The 21443-nt window shown below is 63.3% G+C and carries 11 protein-coding genes; 6 read left to right on the top strand and 5 right to left on the bottom strand.

The genetic code is table 11. The annotated features are described in order from the left end of the window. Complete coding sequence (locus tag C8D72_RS10280) at positions 1-750, top strand: NAD(P)H-dependent oxidoreductase (protein WP_115854304.1); 750 nt, start codon at positions 1-3, stop codon at positions 748-750. Positions 751-1097: 347 nt separating this feature from the next. After that, positions 1098-9863, top strand: coding sequence for a GH36-type glycosyl hydrolase domain-containing protein (locus C8D72_RS10275; RefSeq protein WP_115854498.1), 8766 nt, complete (start codon positions 1098-1100; stop codon positions 9861-9863). Positions 9864-9959: 96 nt separating this feature from the next. Here the strand turns inward: C8D72_RS10275 and C8D72_RS10270 are convergent, their stop codons facing one another. Then, on the bottom strand, positions 9960-10928 hold the full coding sequence (locus C8D72_RS10270) for a threonine ammonia-lyase (protein WP_115854303.1): 969 nt from the start codon (positions 10926-10928) through the stop codon (positions 9960-9962). Between the two features lie 499 nt (positions 10929-11427). On the opposite strand from C8D72_RS10270, the gene C8D72_RS10260 reads away from it, so the two are divergent. From C8D72_RS10260 to C8D72_RS10250, 3 genes are all read left to right on the top strand, one after another. Further along, positions 11428-12738: a DUF3100 domain-containing protein gene (locus C8D72_RS10260; protein ID WP_115854301.1), complete on the top strand. Its 1311-nt coding sequence runs from the start codon at positions 11428-11430 to the stop codon at positions 12736-12738. Positions 12739-12813: 75 nt separating this feature from the next. Next, positions 12814-13686, top strand: a complete 873-nt coding sequence (locus C8D72_RS10255) for an NAD(P)-dependent oxidoreductase (protein ID WP_245955220.1) — start codon at positions 12814-12816, stop codon at positions 13684-13686. 13 nt (positions 13687-13699) lie between these two features. Beyond that, a complete protein-coding gene (locus C8D72_RS10250; RefSeq protein WP_115854300.1) occupies positions 13700-15262 on the top strand; it encodes an aldehyde dehydrogenase family protein in 1563 nt (520 codons plus the stop codon). A 122-nt stretch (positions 15263-15384) separates the two neighbouring features. Here the strand turns inward: C8D72_RS10250 and C8D72_RS10245 are convergent, their stop codons facing one another. Next, positions 15385-16086 (bottom strand): FMN-dependent NADH-azoreductase, encoded by a 702-nt coding sequence (locus tag C8D72_RS10245; protein WP_115854299.1) that lies wholly within the window; start codon positions 16084-16086, stop codon positions 15385-15387. A 118-nt stretch (positions 16087-16204) separates the two neighbouring features. Between C8D72_RS10245 and C8D72_RS10240 the strand changes: the two genes are divergently transcribed. Further along, positions 16205-17110 carry a LysR substrate-binding domain-containing protein gene (locus tag C8D72_RS10240; RefSeq protein WP_115854298.1) on the top strand — a complete coding sequence of 302 codons (906 nt, stop codon included), beginning with the start codon at positions 16205-16207 and terminating at the stop codon, positions 17108-17110. Positions 17111-17727: 617 nt separating this feature from the next. Here the strand turns inward: C8D72_RS10240 and C8D72_RS10230 are convergent. The 3 genes from C8D72_RS10230 to fhuE all read right to left on the bottom strand — a co-directional run bounded on the left by C8D72_RS10230 (position 17728) and on the right by fhuE (position 21249). Next, entirely contained in the window at positions 17728-18507 is a 780-nt protein-coding gene (locus C8D72_RS10230; protein ID WP_115854296.1) for a carbon-nitrogen hydrolase family protein, read from the bottom strand. Between the two features lie 81 nt (positions 18508-18588). Next, positions 18589-18957, bottom strand: coding sequence for a putative signal transducing protein (locus C8D72_RS10225; RefSeq protein WP_115854295.1), 369 nt, complete (start codon positions 18955-18957; stop codon positions 18589-18591). 108 nt (positions 18958-19065) lie between these two features. Next, positions 19066-21249, bottom strand: a complete 2184-nt coding sequence (gene fhuE / locus C8D72_RS10220; protein ID WP_115854294.1) for a ferric-rhodotorulic acid/ferric-coprogen receptor FhuE — start codon at positions 21247-21249, stop codon at positions 19066-19068. Positions 21250-21443 lie beyond the last annotated feature (194 nt).

The raw sequence follows: 21443 nt of genomic DNA, 5'->3' as shown, positions 1-21443 counted from the left end.
ATGAAAGTTCTGATTGTTCACTGCCATCCCGAACCAAAATCCTTTAACGCCGCGCTGACAGATACCGCGATAGAGACGCTGGAACACGCTGGTCATGAAGTTCTTGTCAGTGATCTCTACGCCGAGGAATTTGAGCCCGTCGAAGGCCCCGGTCGCTACGCCACCCGCCGCGAACCGTCATATTTTCAGGCGCTGGACGAGCAGCGCTGGCACTACGAGGGCGATGCCCTCGCAGCCGATGTCAGCCGAGAAATCGCGCGTCTGAAATGGGCGCAGACGGTGATCTTTCAGTTTCCACTGTGGTGGCACGGGGTACCGGCGATGCTCAAGGGCTGGTTTGATCGCGTCTTCGTGTATGGCGGTCTCTACACTGGCAGCCGCCGATTCGATCGCGGCCCGCTCAGCGGCCGGCGCGCGCTCTGCTCGGTGACCACCGGTGCACCAGAAGCGACTTTCGGCCCGTTGGGTCGCAGCGGCGATATCGCCACCCTCATGTGGCCGCTGCACTGCTCGCTCTACTACGTCGGACTATCGGTGCTGGTGCCTCAGCTGACGTACGGCGTTCAGGGCGGCGGGTTGAGCTATCAACAGGAAGCGGGATTTCGTGCCCATCTCGAGAAGGAGAAAATGCGCTGGGCAACGCGCGTTCAAACGCTGAGCGAAGAACGACCCATTCCCATGAGCGGCTGGGCGGATTGGAACGAGGCCGGTGTTTTGAAAAACGACCACCCACTTCGCTGGCGAATATAAGATAACGCGCCTCGCCAACCGCACCGGCGCGAACCATACTGCACAGGACGACCTGTCCGGATTCGCGTCAGGCGCGTGTCTCTCCCCGCCGCTTCTTTTTTCGGCCCACGCGCTTTCCCTGACGCGACGCCTCTCACCTCGTTCACCATGCCGCTTGCCGGCTGCACTGTTCTCGACAGTGCGGCCGGCCGGTGACGGCGTGGTGAGGCTCTGGCCGAGCACGCAGCGCGCAACCCGCGTCCGTGCCGGCCGTATTCTCGTCTAGTGACGAGAAGGAGAACGACGATGGATCGATGTTTTCCTGTCCCCTGTGCTCACCGCTCGTGTTGCCCCCTGTCGGTGGCTCAATGAACCTCTGGCAGCGGTTCACACGCCAGCGCGCGCCGTCCGATCCGCCCTGGGACAGCCTGGAGCCGGTACGCGAGGAGCTGTTCGGGCCGGAGCGGCTCGAGCAGCACGCCGAGAGTCTGGCGGCGGCGCAGCCGATTACCGCGCGCCCGCCAGCAGCGGTGCCGCTCTATCAGCGCCTTGCCGACAACATCACCGCGCTGGGCGCGACCCATCATCGTCTGAGCGTCGACGCCGCCCATCGCCGCGACACCGTACCCGCCGCCGAGTGGCTGCTGGATCACTATAACCACGTCGAAAAGCACGTCAGCGACATTCGCCGCGACCTGCCGCCGGGCTACTACCGCCAGCTGCCCAAACTTGCCGACGGCCCGTTTGCCGGCTATCCGCGGGTCTTCGGGCTGACCTGGGCCTACATCGCCCACACCGACAGCCGCTTCGATGCCCCGACATTGATTCGCTTTCTCGAGGCCTATCAGCGCGTTGAAGTGCTGACCCTGGGGGAACTGTGGGCAGTGGCGATCTCGCTGCGGCTGGTACTGGTGGAAAACATCCGTCGTCTGGCCGAGCAGATCGTGGGCGCGCGCGATGCCCGCAACGCCGCCGACGCGCTGTGCGAGCGGATACTCAGCCCCGACATCGACAGCAGCCGGGCGCTGACCGAGGTCGACCTGCACGCGCTGGGCAATTTTACCGAGCACTTTTACGCCCAGCTGGCCAAGCGCCTGCGCGATCAGGACCCGGGACGCTCCCCGGCGCTCTACTGGCTGGAACAGCAGATGACGCGGCTGGAGACCACCACCGCCACCGTCATCCAGCGCGCCCATCACCGTCAGGGGGCGTCCAACATCAGCGTGCGCAACGCCATCACCAGCCTGCGCCACATTGCCGACTTTGACTGGGCCGCCCTGGTGGAGCAGACAAGCCTGGTGGATCGCTGCCTGCGCGATCACAGCCGTTTCGGCGAGATGGATTTCGCCACCCGTGACCGCTACCGCAACGCCATCGAACAGCTCGCCCGCGGGGCCGGCTGCGACGAAATCACGGTCGCCCGCCGCGCCCTGGAGGCCGCCGGGACGCCCCCTGCGTCCGACACGCTCGATACCCGGGCGATCCGCCGCGCCGACCCCGGTTACTACCTGATCGATGACGGTCGACCCGAGCTTGAGCGCGCGCTGGGCTTTCGCGCCCCGCCGCCTCTGCGGCTTCGCCGGCTGGTGCTTGGAATGGGCCTTGCCGGCTACGCCGGGGCCTGCTGGCTGCTCACCGCGGCGATCCTGCTGCTGGCGTGGTGGGGGCTCATGTCGGCCGGGCTGGTCTCGGGCTGGGCCTGGGTGTGGCTGGCACTGATGGTGCTGCCCGCCAACGATATCGCCATGTCACTGGTGAATCGCATGCTGGGCATGGGGGTGGGTGGGGAGGCGCTGCCGGGGCTGGCGCTGGAGCACGGCGTACCTGCCTCGCTCAGAACAATGGTGGTGATCCCCGCCATGCTCGGCAGTGACGACGAGATTGCCGAGCTGGTCGAGCGTCTGGAGGTGCACTATCTCTCCGGCAACGGCGGGGCGCTGACCTTTACGCTGCTGCTTGACGGGCTCGATGCCGACAGCGCCGAGACGCCTGAAGATGCTCGCCGCCTGCAACTGGCGGGGGACGCCGTGGCCGCGCTCAATCGCCGTCACGGGCCCGGGCCGGACGGGCCGCGCTTCGTGCTGCTCTACCGGTGGCGTCAGTACAATCCGGGCGAAGGCAAATTCATGGGCTGGGAGCGCAAGCGCGGCAAGCTTGCCGAGCTCAGCCGGTTGCTGCGCGGTGCCACCGATACCTCCTTCGCGGCCGTGGGGGGCCGGGCCCCCTGGGTTCCGGCAGGGGTCCGTTATGTGGTCACGCTCGACAGCGACACCCGTCTGCCGCGGGACACCATCGCCCGACTGGTCGGCAAGATGGCGCATCCGCTCAGCCAGCCGGTGCTCGATAACACCGGCCGTGTGACCCACGGCCACGCCATCCTGCAGCCGCGCGTCACCCCGTCACTGCCCATCGGCCGGCAGGGGTCGCGCTATCAGCGCCTGTTCTCCGCCCCTGGCGGTCTCGACGTCTACAGTGCTGCGGTGTCGGATCTCTATCAGGATCTCTTCGGAGAGGGGTCTTTCGCGGGCAAGGGCATCTACGCTGTGGACGCGTTTGAAACGGCGCTTGCCGGGCGTATTCCGGACAACAGCCTGCTCAGCCATGACCTGCTCGAGGGGATCTTCGCCCGCGCCGGCCTGGCCTCGGATGTCGAGGTGGTCGAGGCGGAGCCGGAACGCTACGACGTGGCCGCCCGCCGCCAGCATCGCTGGGTGCGCGGCGACTGGCAGCTGCTGCCCTGGGTGGTGGGCAGGGGCGCCGACCGGCGCGCGCTCGGCGCGGTAGGCTGCTGGAAGATCGTCGACAATCTGCGCCGCTCGCTGCTGGCGCCGAGCCTGTTTGCCGCCTTCGCGGTCTGTGCGGCGTTTCAGGCGCCGGTCGCCCTGGTCGCTCTATTGCTGACCTTGGCCGCGCTGGTCATCCCGGCGCTGTTGCCGATCACCTTTGCACTCAAGCCCCGCCACTACGATGGCGACTGGCGCCATCACCGGCGCACGATTGCCCGCGATCTGGCGCTGGAAACCGGGCGCTGTCTGTTGACGGTGGTCCTGCTGGCCAATCAGGCCTGGCAGATGATGGATGCCATCGCGCGCACGCTCTATCGCGTCTACGTCTCCCGGCGACATTTGCTCGAGTGGACCACTGCCGCCGCCCTCATCCGGGACCGCCACCCGGGCGTTGCGGGGTTTGCCCGCGCGATGGCCGGCGGCATGCTGCTGGCCTTCGGCGTGGTGCTGGTTCTGGCGCTGTTCGAGACGCCCGGCTGGCCGCTATTGCTGCCGCTGCTGGCGGCCTGGCTGGCCGCTCCGCTGGTGGCACTGTGGACCAGCCGTGCCCCCGGGGACACCACCGATAATCTCAGACTCGACGCGGCTCAGTCGCGCACGCTGCGCCACATCGCCCGCCGCACCTGGCAGTTTTTTGAAACCTTTGTCACACCCGCCTCGAACGCGCTGCCGCCCGACAACTTTCAGCTCGACCCCGAGCCGGTCATCGCCGAGCGCACCTCACCCACCAATATCGGGCTCTACCTGCTCGCCTGCGTGGCGGCGCGGGATTTCGCCTGGATCGGAACTCGCGGTGCCGTCGAGCGGCTGGAGGCGACCTTTGACACGCTGGATTCGCTCGAGCGCTGCCGGGGCCATCTCTACAACTGGTACGACACCGCAACGCTTGTTCCGCTGGAGCCGCGTTACGTCTCGGCGGTGGACAGCGGCAACCTTGCCGGCCACCTGATCGCGATGGCCAACGCCTGCGAGGCGTGGATCGACGAGCCTTGTGTCGCCCACCCGCGTGACGGTTTGATCGATACGCTGCATCTTTTTTACGAAGACACCGAGCTTGACCGGACGCTGCCCGGGGCGACAAAAACCCGACTGCTTGCCGAGCTCGAGGCCCTGATCGCGCGCCTTGAGGGCGAATCGACCCGGCGCGACAGCACCGCTGACGTTCGCTGCTCGCTGGCAAGCTGGCGTGTGCTGCTGGCAAGCCAGAGCGCCCCGGCGCCTCATGCCCCGGCCGCCGCCTCGACAGACATTCCGACACAGGACGATGACCCGGGCGTGGCGCTCGAGCCCGAGGCACCGGAAGGCAACGACGTCGATGACCTGACCCGACGCGCGACCCCGGCGTACTGGCTGCCCTGTCTGGAACGCTGCCTTGCTGAACACGAGGCCGACATCGAGACCGCGCTGCGTCTGGAAACGCGCCTGCGCGAGCTGGCCCGGCGCGCCCGCACCCTGACCCACGAGATGGACTTTGCCTTTTTGCTGGTCGCCGAGCGCAAGCTGATGTCGATCGGCTACGCCCCGCGCGAGGATCGCCTTGATGAGGGCTGCTACGACCTGCTGGCCTCGGAGGCGCGACTGGCAAGCCTGATCGGCATCGCCAAGGGCGATCTGCCGACCCGTCACTGGTTCCGGCTGGGGCGTGCGGTCAGCCCGCAGCCCGACGGCGTGGTGCTGATGTCGTGGTCGGGCTCGATGTTTGAGTACCTGATGCCGTCACTGGTGATGCGCGCCCCGCGCGACAGCCTGCTGGAGCAGACCAACCGGCTGGTGGTGGCGTGCCAGCGGGACTACGCCAGACAGCGCGGCGAGCCCTGGGGCATTTCGGAGTCGGCCTACAACGCGCGCGATCTTGAGGCCAACTATCAGTATTCCAACTTCGGCGTGCCCTCGCTCGGGCTCAAGCGCGGGCTGGCCGAGAGCTTCGTGCTCGCCCCCTACGCCACGGCGCTGGCGGCGATGGTCGCCCCGCGTGCGGCGATCGATAATTTCGCGCGCCTGCGCGAACTGGGCGCCGAGGGTCGCTACGGCTTTTTCGATGCCATCGACTTCACCCCCACCCGCCTGCCGATGGATCGGCGCTTTGTGGTAGTGCGCAACGTCATGGCCCACCACCAGGGCATGACCGTGGTCGCCATCGCCAATGCCCTGCTGGGCGGACGGCTTCGCACCCACTTCCACGCCGAGCCGATGATTCAGGCCAGCGAGCTGCTGCTCCACGAGCGCCTGCCGCGGGAAGTCGCCACGCTGCCCTCCCCCAACGACACCGACCCGGTCATCACCGTCGATGAGCCGCCGATCGAGGCCGCGGTGCGCCGTCTGACCGGCAGGCCGTCCGCCCCGCCGGTGACGCATCTGCTCTCCAACGGCCGCTACACGGTGATGCTTACCGACGCCGGGGCCGGCTTCAGCCGCTGGGGGAAACTGGCGATCACGCGCTGGCGCGAGGACCCGACCACGGATGACTGGGGCAGCTTCATTGCCCTTCGTGACCGCGAGACCGGACGGCGCTGGTTCGCCGGCGGCCCCCGCACGATTGCCAATGATAACGGCGAGCTTGATAGCGCCACGCATGAGGTCGAGTTCGCCGAGGATCACGCCCGCTTCGTGCGGCATGACGCGGCGTTTACCACCACGCTCGAGGTGCGGGTTTCCGGTGAGGACAACGCCGAGATCAGACGGGTGAGCGTCACCAACAACGGCGAGCACGAGGCCACCATCGAGCTGACCTCCTGGGCCGAGCTGGTACTGACCACGCCGGCCACTGACGACGCCCATCCGGCGTTTGCCAAAATGTTCGTCGAGACCGATACCCTCCCCGAGTATCAGGCGCTGACGGCCACCCGCCGCCACCGCGACCCCAACGAGGCGCCGATCTGGGTGGGGCACTTTATCCGGATCGACGACACCAGCCGCGAGACGCCACACGAGGCCGGACAGGCCGGCGATGACGCCCCACCCACGCCGCGACGGTTTCGCTTCGAGACGGATCGCGCCCGATTCCTGGGCCGTGGCCGCACGCTGTCCACGGCGGCCGCCCTGTGTGACGCACCGTTTGACGGCGCCGAGCCGATGCATGACGGGCGCACCGGGGCGGTGCTCGACCCGATCTTCTCCCTGCGCCATGTGGTCTCCATCGCGCCGGGGCACGTCGCCCACGTCGACTTCTGGACCGTGGCCGCCGACAGCCGCGACAGTCTGGTCGCGCTGATCGACCGCCACCACGACGCCGGCGCGTTTGAGCGCGCCAGAACGATGGCCTGGACGCAGGCGCAGGTGCAGCTGCGCCATCTGGGCATCGCCCTAGACGAGGCCGCCGACTTCCAGCGCCTGGCCGCGCCGATTCTCTATCACGACGCGCGCTTTCGCGCTCCGGAGCCGACGCTTCTGCGCGGGCTCTCGAAACAGTCCGATCTCTGGTCGATGGGCATCTCGGGCGATCTGCCGATCGTGGTACTGCATCTGGCCGACACCGAGGAGATCGGCTGGGTGGAGACCCTGCTGCGCGCCCGCGAATACTGGATGGCCAAGGGCCTCGGGGTTGATCTGGTGATTCTCAACGAGCGTTCCCACTCCTATCTCCAGGAGCTTCAGGACGCCATCGACACCGCCGTGCGCACCCACTGCTCGCCGCCGCACGACGGCCACGACCCGGCGCTGGGCAATGTCATCTCTCTTCGCGGACATCAGCTGAGCCCGTCTGCGCGGGATCTGGTGCTGGCCGTGGCCCGCGTGGTGCTGCGCGCCCACAAGGGGCCGCTGCATCGCCAGCTCGCCACGCTGCTGGCAGGCGACGAGCCGCTGGTCATCGAGCAGGCGCCGACGGATGCCACACCGGTGGATGCCACACCGAGCGAATACGCCCCGGTCGAGCGCGCCCCGACTCATCCCGAACGGGAGAGCCTCGACAGGCTTGATAAAGAGACGCTCGAGTTTTTCAACGGCACCGGCGGTTTTGCCAGCGAGGGGCGCGAGTACGTCTGCGTCCTTGATGACGGCGCCACCACGCCGCAGCCCTGGATCAACGTCATCGCCAACCCGGGCTTTGGCTTTCAGGTCTCGGCCGAGGGCAGCAGCTACGTCTGGGCGGACAACAGCCGCGACAACCAGCTCACGCCCTGGTCCAACGATGCGGTCAGCGACCCCTCCGGCGAGGTGATCTATATCCAGGACGCCGACAGCGGCGCCATCGACACCGTCACCGCCGCGCCGTATCGCCCCGGCCGCGAGCACTCGCGCTTTGTGGCCCGCCACGGCTTCGGCGTCAGCCGCTTTGAGCACGACACCCAGGCACTTGCGATGACGCTGGTGCAGTTCGTGCCGCTGGAAGACCCGGTCAAAATCTCGCAGCTCACCCTGACCAATCGCACCGCGACCCCTCGACGGCTGATGCTCACTTATTACGCCAGCTGGGTGATGGGCAACGCCCGCGCCAAAAACGCGCCCTTTCTGATCTCCGAGCACGACGCCGAGACCGGGGCACTTTTCATGCGCAACCCGTGGAACATGGCCTTCCCCGACCGGATCGGCTTTGTTGATCTGGACGCGCGACAGCGTGCCTTCACCGCCGATCGCGGCGAGTTCCTCGGCGCCGGGACGCTGGCAGAGCCCGAGGCGCTCTCCGGGCGCCAGCAACTCAGTGGCCGGGCCGGCGCCGGGATGGATCCCTGCACGGTGCTGCAGTGCACACTGACACTGGAACCCGGCGAGACCGTCACCCTGGCCGCCCTGCTGGGTCTGGCCGGTGATGCGGATACCGCGCGCACACTGATTGCGCGCTACCGCCAGGCGGATCTGGCCGCCGAGCTGACGGCTGTTGAAGACTACTGGCGCATGCTACACGGCGCGCTTCAGATCAAAACGCCGGACCGGGCGATGGATGTGATGGTCAACGGCTGGCTGACCTATCAGACGCTGGCCTGTCGCGTGGTGGCCCGTTCGGCGTTTTATCAGGCCAGTGGCGCCTACGGCTTTCGCGACCAGCTTCAGGACGGCATGGCGCTCACCTTTGCCCAGCCCGAACTGGCGCGTCACCACCTGCTGCGCGCCGCCGGGCGTCAGTTCATCGAAGGCGATGTGCAGCACTGGTGGCTGCCACACTCCGGCCAGGGCGTGCGCACCCGCATCGCCGATGACCGGGTGTGGCTGGCGTTTGCTACCGCAAGCTATGTGCAAAGCGCGGGCGACCCCGCCGTGCTTGATGAATCGGTCGGCTTTCTGGAAGCCCCGCCGCTGGTGGCCGGCGCCCATGACGACTTCTCCCAGCCGGCGACGGCTGCCGAGACCGCACCATTGTTTGAACACTGTGTGCGGGCACTGGAGCAGGCGCTCGAGCAGTTCGGCGAGCACGGACTGCCGCTGATCGGCACCGGCGACTGGAACGACGGCTTCAACCGGGTCGGCGAAGGTGGCCAGGGCGAGAGCGTCTGGCTGGGCTGGATGCTGCTGCGAACGCTGGCCCTGTTTGACCCGCTCATTACGCCTCGCGACCCTGAGCGTGCTGCCCGCTGGCGTGACCGCGGCGAGACGCTTCGCACCGCGCTGGAGACTCATGCCTGGGACGGCGCCTGGTATCGCCGCGCCACCTTTGATGACGGCGAGTGGATGGGCGCCAAAGAGAGCCTCGAGTGCCGGATCGACTCGATCGCCCAGTCCTGGGCGGTGCTCTCCGGCGGTGCCGACCCGACGCGGGCCGAGCAGGCGATGGCCTCGGTCTCGGAGCATCTGATCGATGAGGACAACGGCCTGGCACTGCTGTTCACCCCGCCGTTTAACAAAAGCGCTCAGGAGCCCGGCTATATCAAGGGCTACCCGCCGGGGCTGCGTGAAAACGGCGGGCAGTATACCCACGCCGCCACCTGGTCGATTCTCGCCTTTGCCCGGCTGGGTCAGGCCGACCGGGCGCATCGGCTGTTCTCGCTGATCAACCCGATCAACCACGCGCTGACCGATGAGGCGGTCGAGCGCTACCGCGTCGAGCCCTACGTGATCGCCGCGGATGTCTACTCCGAACCGCCGCATACGGGCCACGGCGGCTGGACCTGGTACACCGGCTCCGCCGGCTGGTTCTATCAGGCCGGCGTGAACGGCATTCTCGGTATTCGCCGCGAAGGGCACGAGCTGATCGTCGCCCCCGCCATTCCCGACCATTGGCCGGGCTATTCAGCCACCGTCGAGCTGGAAGGCAGCCGCGTGACGATTCGCGTTGAGCGGGTTGAGGCCGGCGAGACGGCGGGTATTACGCTTGATGGGAAAAGGCTTGAAGACACCGGCGAGGCGCGCATCGCGCTGGATGGCCAGGCGCACGAGCTGGTGATACGGCTGGAGAAGATAAGCGATGTGTCCTGACGCTCATGGCCGACATTGGTGTAAGCCGATGGCGGCCATGGGCTTGATTGTCGTGATAAATGGCATTTGCAGACCATGAAATAAAGATTCAAATGGTCAGGAGATATTTAAAGTGCGAATCCACTTCTGCATGTCCTTTTGATCAATATTGCCGCCACAGACGACAAGTCCGACCACTGCATCAGGAGGGAGCTTCGGTGCCACTTTTAATGCCCCTGCGACCAACGAACCAGCAGCGGGTTCAACCCATTGCTTCCCGTCTTCACCGAACGACATCATTCCTCTAATGGCGTCGCTATCTGATACCACGACAATGCCTTCCAAATATGCCTGAGCATGATGAAGCATAATGTCGCTTATAACCGGAACACCGAGCGTCGAGACGATGGAGCTCACTTCTATCTCTACCGGCTTGCCGCTTCGCAGAGCCCTATCCATCGAATTTGCACCCTCGGTTTCAACTCCCCATATCCGGATATCCGGTTTGGCTGCCTTCAATACGGTGGCAACACCAGCCAGCATTGCACCACTCCCCACCGCAACGAAAACGTCAGTCAGTTCCTTGCAATCCGCCATGAACTCCAGCGCGAGCGTACCATGCCCCTCGGCAATTGCAGTATCGGCACAATCGTCAAGAACAACATAACCCTGTTGCTTCAGCACTGTGGCGTGCGCGAATGCTTCCTGAACGCTTTCGGCCACAACCACAGAAATATTCAGGGCTCGAATTCTATTGATCGACGACGCGGGAGCAGTTTGCGGCATAACGACTGTCACATCGGCTTTCAGCCTTGCTGCCGCCTCAGCAACTGCTATGCCGAAATTCCCGCCACTGACGGCCACAAAGCGTTGGGTAGCCAATTCTTCCTGAATGCATGCGAACTTGTTTAAAACACCGCGTGCCTTGAATGATCCCCCTATCTGAGTGTTCTCCAGCTTGAGATACGTTGGCCGTTTTATAAGAGCTGACAGGCCGGGACTCATGATCGTTGCTGTACGAACGATATCAGTGGATAGACGGGTTGAAGCGTCGTGTATGGTGCTCAAATCAATCAGAGAATTCATTTAGACCCTCTTGGCTGGATAATCATGAAATTACCTCACGCACTGCGCCAGTTCATCGCAATTCGGCAGTTATGGTTATCAGTCTCAGGCTGGTACGACGTTGATGTTTACTTGTTTGAATCGAGCCTCATGAGATAAGGCACTCGACAAGATACTAAACGATTTTGGGCACCTTCAGACGGAAGACGCAGACTGCCCTAGCGCCATGAATGTCTGTATATCGAGCCAATATGACATTGCCAGCCTGTTTTTAATCAGGGCCAGACAAGCCATTATCGCGTCACCACCAGCAAACCGATCAGCAAGACAACCCGGCCCGCCAGAAAATTGATTTTCAAAGGCCAGGCCTACCTGCCAACACAGCGACATATCGCCGCGCTTTCCCATTCCCCCCGAGTCGTTGATACTGACAGGCCTCGTGACGCACACGAGCCCCATACAACAGGCGCCGGCCGGTCATGACCTGCCATTAGCCAAACAACACGATGGGAACACTGTCATGAATGCTGCCAACCGGGCGTCACCGCTCGATCTGCTACGTCTGCATGTACTGGTCGTCATCCTTTCGCTGATTGCGGAGTGGATCGGCATCATCAAAATTCCGCTGGGCGTCGGGACACTGTTACTGCTGCCCCTGTTTTATGCCTTTTTGCTGGCGATTGCGCTCAACCCGCACCTTTCCAGACGGGTGCATCCGCTGGTGCCGCCGCGCCTGAGTACGGCGGCCTCGCCGATCATTCTGATTGCGATCATGCCGTTTATCGCCCGCTTTGGCTCCACCATCGGGCCGTCGATCGATCAGATCATTAGCGCCGGGCCGGCCCTGATCCTTCAGGAGCTGGGCAATCTGGGGACGATGCTGATCGCGCTGCCCTTTGCCGTGCTGGTGCTGAAAATGGGCCGCGAATCGATCGGGGCGACCTATTCGATCGCGCGCGAGCCCAATATTGCGATCATCTCGGACCGCTACGGCCTCAAGGGGCCGGAGGGCATCGGCGTGATGGGCGTCTATGTGGTCGGCACCATGTTCGGCACCCTCTGGTTTGCGCTGATGGCGGGCTTTCTCGGCTCGGCGGGCTGGTTTGACCCGAGGGCGCTGGCGATGGCCTGCGGGGTGGGCAGTGGCAGCATGGTGGCGGCCTGTTCGGGCGCGCTTGCCGAAGCGGTGCCCGCCATGCGCGAGGAACTGCTGGCCTTTGCCGGCGCCAGTAACCTTTTGACCTATGCCACCGGGCTGTATGTGTCACTGTTTATCGCCCTGCCGGTCGCGGAGTGGCTCTACAAGCGTCTGAGCGTCAGAAAAGGGGCCGGGGCCGGCGTGGATGTTGAAGCACCCGATACCGCCAGTGTCGCTGATACCGCAGCCGAGCCACGCCCCGAGCAGCAGCTGGGCCATACCGCCGCGATGCTGGCCGCCGTGTGCGCGGTGGGCTGGATCACCAACGTGGTCAGCTCGGGCACGCTGTGGGGTGCCCTGCCCGGCATGATCATTCTCTATGTCATGAGCCTGATCGGGCTGGTGATTACCCGAATCGTGCCCTTTTACCTGCCGGCGATCGCCTGGATTTCGCTGGTCAGCATCCTCATGACCCTGCCGTTTTTCCCCGGCAGTGCCTGGCTGGTGGAGCAGCTTTCACAGGTCAATTTCCTGGCCATCGTCACGCCTGTGCTGGCCTACGCCGGTTTTGCCCTGTCACAGCAGGAGTTCAGCATGTTCCGCCGTACCGGCTGGAAGCTGGTGCTGGTCTCGCTGCTGGTGTTTACCGGCACCTATCTCGGCTCAGCGGTGGTCGCCCAGCTGCTGCTCTGATCCGCGACGGTGTGGCCCCCTCCTGACTCGGAGCGCCACACCGACGTTTACACCTGTCGCATCACGGAGAAACGCATGTCCATGAAGATCGTCGTCATTGGCCTGGGGCAGATGGGAGGCAACATGGCGCTCACGCTCAAACGTGCCGGCTTTTATGTCACCGGTATCGACCCCGATGAGCAGACTCGCCAGCGCCTGAGTGATCAGGGGCTGACCGTTGCCAGTGACGCTGCGCTGCCCTCCGCCGAGGTCTATCTGCTGTCACTGCCCACCGCGGTCCATGTGCGCACGGTGATCGAGTCAAGTCCTGGGCTTGTCGAACACGCCGCTAAAGGCAGTGTGGTGATGGACACCTCGACCAGTGATCCGGTCGTCAGCCGCGAACTGGCGCAGAAAGTCGTGGCGGCCGGCCTTGAATGGCTGGATGCCCCGGTCAGCGGTGGCCCGAAGGGTGCTGCCGAGGGCCGGATGGGGATGCTATTGGGCGGCGAGGCCGCCACCATCGAGCGCGTGGCCCCTGTGCTCGAGGCGCTGTCGGCGCGCTACACCCATGTCGGCCCGGCCGGCAGCGGTCATGTGGTGAAACTGGCCAACAACTATCTGTGCGCGACCAACCTGATCGCCACCGGCGAGGCCGTCGCCATGGCGGCCAGGGCCGGCGTCGATCCAGCCGCCTGCCTGGCCGGGCTCAACAGCGGCTCGGGGCGCAGCGCGGTCAGCGAGGTCAACTTCCCCGAGTGGATTCTCTCCGAGCGCTTCGACTCGGGCTTTACCACCGGACTGATGCGCAAGGATCTGCGTCTGGCCCGGGACGCCGCCGAGCAGCTGGACACCCCGATGGCCCTGCTGAATCACGTGGTCGAGCGCTGGCATGCGGCGCACGACATCGAGGATCAGGACGACTTCAACCGTATCGCCGATGCCCTTCTCGCCACCGCCCGCAAGTAACAGGAGCCCTGTCATGTCGACCCCTTCAGCACTGGATGAACGCGCCCGGGCCCACCTTGAGACCCTGCTTGACCACTTCGGGCTGAGCCGCAACGCCGCCCCGGCGAGCAACTGGATCGATGGCGAAGCCGTCACCGGCCAGGGCGAGCCGGTCACGCTGCGCAACCCGGTCACCGGTAACGTGCTGGTGAGCTATCCCGATGCCGGCCAGGCACTGGTGTCGCGCGCCGTCAGCGCCGGCACCCGGGCTCAGGTGGAATGGATGGCCCTGACTGCCAGCGCCCGCGGCCGGCACATGAACGCCGCCGTGCGGGCGCTCGAGGGAGAAGAAGAACAGCTGGCCCGTCTTGAAAGCGTGGTGGCCGGCAAGCCGATCAGCGACTGCCGCGGCGAGGTCGGCAAGGTGCGCGAGATGTTCGAGTACTACGCCGGCTGGTGTGACAAGCAGCACGGTGAGGTGATTCCGGTGCCGACCTCGCATCTTAACTACGTGCGCCACGTGCCCTATGGCGTGGTGGGTCAGATTACGCCGTGGAACGCGCCGATGTTCACCTGCGCCTGGCAACTGGCGCCCGCCATCGCCGCCGGCAACGCGGCGGTGCTCAAGCCCTCGGAGCTGACGCCCTTCACGTCGGTTGTGATCGCAAAACTGCTGGAAGTCGGTGGCCTGCCAAAGGGGCTGATCAATATCGTCAACGGGGCAGGACTCACCACGGGCGCGGCCCTGACCGATCATGAGGGCATTTCGAAGCTGGTCTTTGTCGGCTCGCCGGACAGCGGGCGCCTGATCGCCCAGGCGGGCGCCCGGCGGCTGGTGCCGAGTGTGCTGGAGCTCGGCGGCAAGTCCGCCAATATCATCTTCAACGATGCCCGGCTGGATGATGCCGTGGCCGGTGCGCAGGCCGCCATCTTCGCCGCCGCCGGGCAGAGCTGCGTGGCGGGGTCACGGCTTTTGATCCAGCGCGACAGTTTCGACGAAGTCGTTGAGCGACTGGGACGCGCCGCCGCACAGATTCCGGTCGGCCTGCCGGAGGAGGACGCCACCCGCATGGGCCCCCTGCAAAACGCGCAGCAGTTCGAGCGCGTCACGGCCATGGTCGATACGGCCATCAAGGCCGGTGCGCGGCTGGTGACCGGCGGCCATCGCCCGCACGGCCTGCCCGAAGGCGCCAGCGGCTACTTTCTCGCCCCCATCGTGCTCGCCGATGTGACCCCCGACATGGCCATCGCCTGCGAAGAGGTCTTCGGCCCGGTGGTGGTTGCCATGCCCTTTGATGATGAAGCCGACGCAGTAAGGCTTGCCAACGCTACCCGCTTCGGCCTGGCCGGCGCGGTGTGGACGCAGGATGTTGCGCGCGCTCACCGGGTGGCCGGCAAACTGCGCGCCGGCACGGTCTGGATCAACAGCTACAAGGCGATCAACGTGATGTCGCCGTTTGGCGGCTTCGGCGACAGCGGCTTTGGCCGCTCCAGCGGGCTGGAGGGGCTAAAGGAATACACCATCCCACAGAGCGTCTGGGTGGAAACCGGCGAGCAGGCAAGCGTGGCGATGGGGTATGGCAACGGGGTTGGGTGAGCAAGGCCCTCCAGGTACTGCATGACGCAAAAGCCCACCGTTCGGTGGGCTTTTTGTACTGCGAACAGAATGATCCATCGCGGGCGTCACGCCCCACGGTGGCAGAGCACTGTATCCTGTTTTCAAACCGGCTCAGGGGTTGGCATGTCCTGCATCGCTGCCTGCAGTTCTCTCACGAGCCGTTCAACATTCTGCCGCGCCTGGGCAATCGATTGCGCCAGCACGTCGCCACCGATTTCCTGCCCCTCAATGGCGATGGTGTGAATACGGGTAATGCCGATGAACCCAAGCGCTGACACCAGATTGGGCTCCAGGTGATTCATGTGGGCCATCGCCTGGCCCGGCGCCATGTTCACACCGCCTCTGGCCGTAAGGATGACCGCGTGACGCTCTCGATCCGTAAGCCCCGGAATATAGGGGTCGAGCGGGTTGTTTCTGTCTATGCCCACCGTGCGCTCGGCTCTGATGATCTGATCGACCCATGCCTTGAGGGCGGCAGGCATGCCGAAGTTATAGAGCGGCGTGCCAATCACCAGAATGTCTGATGCGATCAGCTCATCGACCAGCTGATCGCTTTCTTTCAGCGCCTCTTTCATCCAGGGCTTTCGCTGCGCTTCGGGGGTGAACGCCGATGCGATCCAGTCGTGGCTGATAAAGGAAGGCGGATGCTGGCCTATATCTCGATAGGTGACCGTGTCGCAGGCGCGGCGTGACTGCCATTGGCTGACAAAATGGTGGGACAGCTGGCGGCTATGAGAGCCATGATGATCGGTTCCGGCGATACCGGGGCGAGCGCTGGCGTCCATATGCAGAATATGCGGCATGGGTAGTCTCCCTTTAAGCTGAACTCATCTATGCTGAGCAACAGATGCAGCTTATGCGGGCGCTATACACCGCAACAAACGACCATTTCTTGCCGCTATAAATGAATAGAACTCATCCATGAGCGCGCGACGATTGCCCTCGCTGTCTGCCCTTCGAGCCTTTGAAGCGGCAGCTCGCCATGAAAGTGCCAAGCAGGCAGCCCTGGAGCTGTCGGTTACGGCCACGGCCATCAGTCATCAGGTTCGTGGGCTTGAAGAGGCGCTGGGCATTGCCCTGTTTATCCGCAGGCCCAGGCAACTTGAACTGACACCACAGGGTCGAGAGCTGCAAAAGGTGCTGGAATCCTCGTTCGATAACATCAGCCAGACCATCGAACGGCTGAGCGCTCTGCCGGCGCGGCGGAGCATTACCCTGTCAACGACACCCGTCGTGGCCGTACGCTGGCTGCTCCCCTGGGTGTATCGACTGCGCGAATCCCACCCCGACATTGATCTGAGACTTCATGCCTCCCACGAGCCCGTAGCGCTGGACGGGGTCACCGCTGACCTTGCCATTCGCCATGGCGATGGACGCTGGCCCGGGATGGTTGCCGAAAAGCTGTTTAATACCACCTTGATGCCTGCCTGCAGCCCGGGGCTTGCTCAACAAGCGGGGGAAGATGTCTCAAGGTATCCGCTGATTCACTTTCGACCTCAGGGCATATTTATCTCGCCCATGGACTGGCCGGGATATCAAAAATTCGCCGGACTAGCCGAGTTAAATATCGACGCCGGTCTGGCGTTCTCTGATGAAAACCACGCTATCTCGGCGGCGGTGGGTGGTCAGGGCGTCATGCTGATGAGCCGGCAGCTGATTGAAGACGAGCTGGCGGAAGGGCGGCTGGTGCAACCCTTTGGCCCCGAGCTGGAAGACCGCGCCTTCTTTCTGGTTTACCCGGAGAGCCGCCGCAATGACCCGACGATTCTGGCCATTCGGGACTGGGTGATGGCAGTGCCCGGAAAATTATCGGAGTATTCAGGTTGATCACGCATCACTCGAGCACTGTCGCTGCTCATCAGGCAAAGCTCGTCCTGACACACCATCCAGTGCCCCGCTGATAATCGTTATAGAGCGGCATGTTCTCGCATCCTCTATGACCTACGACCCGCTGACACCCGCTAACGGCCGTGCCCATTTTATGGACTGGCAGCTGAAAGAGGCCTCAAGCCCGAACAGGTAGCCGGTCGGCCAAACATCCAATTTTTGGCGGGCAGTGGCTCAGAAACACCCTAGCTGTGGTTACATAAAAGCCCACCATGCGGTGGGCTTCGGAGTGAAAATAAGTGGATACGTCAATTCTTACAGCCATTCTTGTCACAGGTAATTCTGCTTCCTGAAGATACCCAATGATCTGAATGATCTTTTGTATCAAAGCCACAGCCGGTTTTCCCGCCTTTATTACCGCTGTGAACGACACCAGTAGGTATGTGCTTGACAGCCATAAGGCCTCCTTTAATTAGAAAAAAATACATTAAAATTATTACATAAAATAACAATGAGACTTTCGCTCAATAATCTATAAAAAAGACGTTAGCTCTGTTAGATGCACATATAAAAGCCCACCGTTTGGTGGGCTTCTTATGCGACTGATAGGATACCTCTCAAAAGGCGCCTTCCATCGAGACAACGTTCCCCGAAGCATGCTCCAGTGACCCGCCGCTAATCGTGCAGAGCACCAGAGCAGCATCATTGCCTTCAGCACCCACGACCCGCTCGCCACGGGCATTCCACGCGCCGCTTCTGCCGCAGGTCTGCCAGCCGCCCGTATTGGAAATATGATTGGAAAGCAGCACCGGGAACTGATGGCGCTGGGCAATTCCGGCGAGCAGTTGCGCATCTGTCTCATAACCTGCTTCTGAAATCAGCGCACTGACAAGGTACACATCCGCCTGTTGCGCGGCGGCGGCCTCGGCATGGGCGCGATGGGCAAAGTCGGCGCAGATTGCCAACGCGAGGCGTACGCCGTTGACGGTGAAGAGACAGTCCGCATGCCCGGGTGCGCAGTACGCGGCTTCCCCATCATGCAGATGCTGCTTGGCATACAGCGTGTGCTGACCGTCGGGAAAGCAGATGAGCGCCCCAATGCTGGGCTTACCGCCCTCGTTGAGCAGCGGACAGCCCGCGATCACGACCATGTTGTGGGTCGTGGCGGCCGCGCATAGCGTGTCAAAGGTCTCGGCACTTCTGGACATAGCAAGCGGCGCCAGCAGATCCGGCTCGTACCCAATGAGCGAGAGCTCGGGGAATACGATCACATCGGCGCCGTAATGGGCGGCCTGCTCGATATACGTCAGGTGTGTGGCCAGATTGTCAGCCACAGCGCCCCTGATGACCGGTGGCTGCGCCAGGGCAATGGTGATGTCGTGGGTGTCGCCTGTCATGTTCAATCACCTGCCGCGTCGATTTTCGCTATATATAAGCCATAAATTATCGGCTTCACGCTACAGGAGATGCGAGAGCCGTCATGTTCTGCCCTTCGATGACGGCAGTGGAAACACCACCCCAGTTGCCGCCCAGCAGGCAGCCACCAACGCCCGCCAGCCGTAAAAGCGCACCGCGCTGCGCGGCGGCGGGCCCTCCGCTTGAGTGGCGGATTCGGCCAGCCGGTGCGTCTGATAGTCGGTGAGCACCTCACGAGCCGCTTCAAGATCATGCGAGTGGATCTGCACCTTCACCCCATCGAGCGCGATCTCCCACATCCACTGCATCGTGATCAGGTGCTCATCGGCAATGAAGGCTGCAAGACCACGCGATTCAAGCAGACCCTTGAACAAATGGGCCTCAAAGGGATAAGTAAAGCGAACGAGGGTGACAAGCGGACCGGTGGCCATCACAGAGCTCCACGAGTATGGCGGTGGCTGTGAGTGTCGCACGGTAATATGAATCGATTCGAATAGAGCGACCGACAGGGCTGTCGGCCGCGCTTGTCTTCTCAAAGCCTAGAACGAGTACGTCAGGGTAGAGGTAATGTTCATCGGCTCGCCGTAGACACCGTAACCGTCGAGGTAGCTGTAGTACTTCTTGTCGAAGAGGTTGCGCACGTTGACCTGTAGCGAGAGATCCGGCGTGAAGGCGTAGCGCCCGAACAGGTTGACCAGCGTGTAGCTGCCCTGCTCGACCTTCTCCTCACCCTGCGGCCCCGGCACATCACGCTCGAAGATGTGGCTTTGCCAGTTGAATCCGCCGCCCACGGTCAGCGGCTCAAGCTGCGGGACGCGGTAGCTGGCGAACAGATTCGCCTGGGTGCGCGGCCGGTCAGGGTTGAAATCACCCTGCGCCGAGGTCGCGGTGTAGTGGGTAAAACCGGCGGTCATGTCGAGGTTGTCCGTCACCGCACCGGTCACTTCGGCCTCGAACCCTTCACTGACCACATCGCTGACCGGCGTAGCCGTGGTGATAAAGGAGCCGGGAATGCCGACGATATCAGCCACATTGTCCTGCTCAAGTCGGAAGACCGAGAAGGAGGCATTGACCAGCCCATCAAACCAGGCGGCCTTGACGCCGGTTTCGTAGTTCTTGCCCGTGAGGGGATCGAGATAGCCGTTGCCGCCTTCCAGACGGTAGCTCTGCGGCTGGAAGATTTCGGTATAGCTGGCGTAGACCGACCAGACATCGTTGATGTCGTAAATCAGGCCACCGTAGGGGGTGACATCGCTCTGGCTCTGCGAGTCGTTACCCTGCCCACTTGCCCAGGTTCTGCCGCGCCAATCGGTATAGCGCGCACCGACGATCAGCGTCAGCGGGTCACTCAGCGACAGTCTGGCCGCGGTATAGACGGATTTCTGCTGAGTGCTGGCGCGCTCAAGCGGAGAGAAATCCCCCCAGCCCGTGTTGGGCGCCGAGCCATTCCAGTTATCGAGATCCCCTACGTTAAAGCCATCGATGAAACGGTTGTCGTAGTCGTTGCTCTGGTCTGCGTAGCTGCCGCCAATGACCAGCTCATGCTGGCGCCCCATCAGCTCAAACGGTCCGTTGGCGTAGACATCGACCGAATCAACCTTGCGCTCGCCCTTGTTCCAGCCGGTATAGAAAAAGCTGCCCTGCCCGGTCTCGCGATCGGGTGAGGAGAAAAGGGGCTCGTAATAGGGTGCGGCCAGCTTGCTGTCGGCCTCGGTTTTCTCATGCGTGGCGGTGCCGTGCAGCTGCCAGTCATTGCCAAAGCGGTGTTCAAGCATGGCGAAGACCTTTTCGGACTCAAAGTCGTAGTAGGACCAGTCCGGCGCCACGCTGAACGAGCGAGTATAGTTGGTGCGCCCGCCGTCGCTGTACCACAGCGGGAAGCCGCCCCAGGTGGGCGAGCTGTTATGGGTATTCTGGTAGTCATAGCCCACCGAGACAGTGGTGTTCTCGGTGACATCGGCATCGATAATGCCGTAGCCGAACTTCTTGCGGCTGCCGTAACGATCCAGATAGCCGTCGCTGTCCTCATAGCCACCGATAAAGCGCGCGCGAACGTCGCCGGAGTCGGTCAGCGGGGTGGTGACATCCACCACGCCGCGCTGCTTGTCCCAGCTGCCCAGCGTGCCCGACACCGAACCTGTCAGTTCGCGGCTGTCGGCGTGCTTGCGCACGAAGTTGACCGAGGCACCCGGGTTGCCGGCGCCGGTCATCAGCCCGTTGGCGCCGCGGACCACCTCGATCCGATCGTAGATCGCCGTGTTCTGTGCTCCTTCGCCGAAATACCAGCGGCTGTCGGTGTTCAGCGTGGGGATGCCATCGTACTGATAGCTGTTGATATCAAAGCCGCGGGCAAAAAACCGAACCCGGTCGCTGTCGATACGCCGAACAGAGACGCCCGTGGTGTTCATGAGCGCGTCTTCGACCGTCTCGAGATTCTGATCCCTGATGCGCTGTTCGGTCATGATGCTGACCGTCTGCGGGATTTCCTTCGGCGCCAGGTTCATGCGGGTGCCGGCACTGGTCACATGTCGGGTGTAGCCGACGTTGTCGTAAAGATTGGTGGCCGTGACGGTGAGGGTATCGATGTCATCGGCCTGGGCGATGACGGGTGTGACCAGACAGGCGCCCGTGGTGACAAACGTTAGAACGTGACGACCGGCAGTACCGGTACGGCGTGGACGCTGAGCGCCAGACGCACGCCCGCGGCAGGATGGCTTTTTCATGATGTCCCTTGCTGGCACGTCGAGCGCGCCGTTTATCGGTGTTATGGCTTGAGGATTTTGATGAAACAGCCGTTGCAAAGTCAATGCAGATAACAACTATTCTTTTTTACAATCGAAAAAAGTTCTCATTAGAGAGCTTTGCCTGATCGACGCGCCTGACAGGCTTTATTGTTAACCTTTTAAATATTTGAAGT

The sequence above is a fragment of the Kushneria indalinina DSM 14324 genome (assembly GCF_003385845.1).
In the GTDB taxonomy this organism is placed as follows: domain Bacteria; phylum Pseudomonadota; class Gammaproteobacteria; order Pseudomonadales; family Halomonadaceae; genus Kushneria; species Kushneria indalinina.
This window is presented reverse-complemented; position numbering and strand designations above follow the sequence as displayed.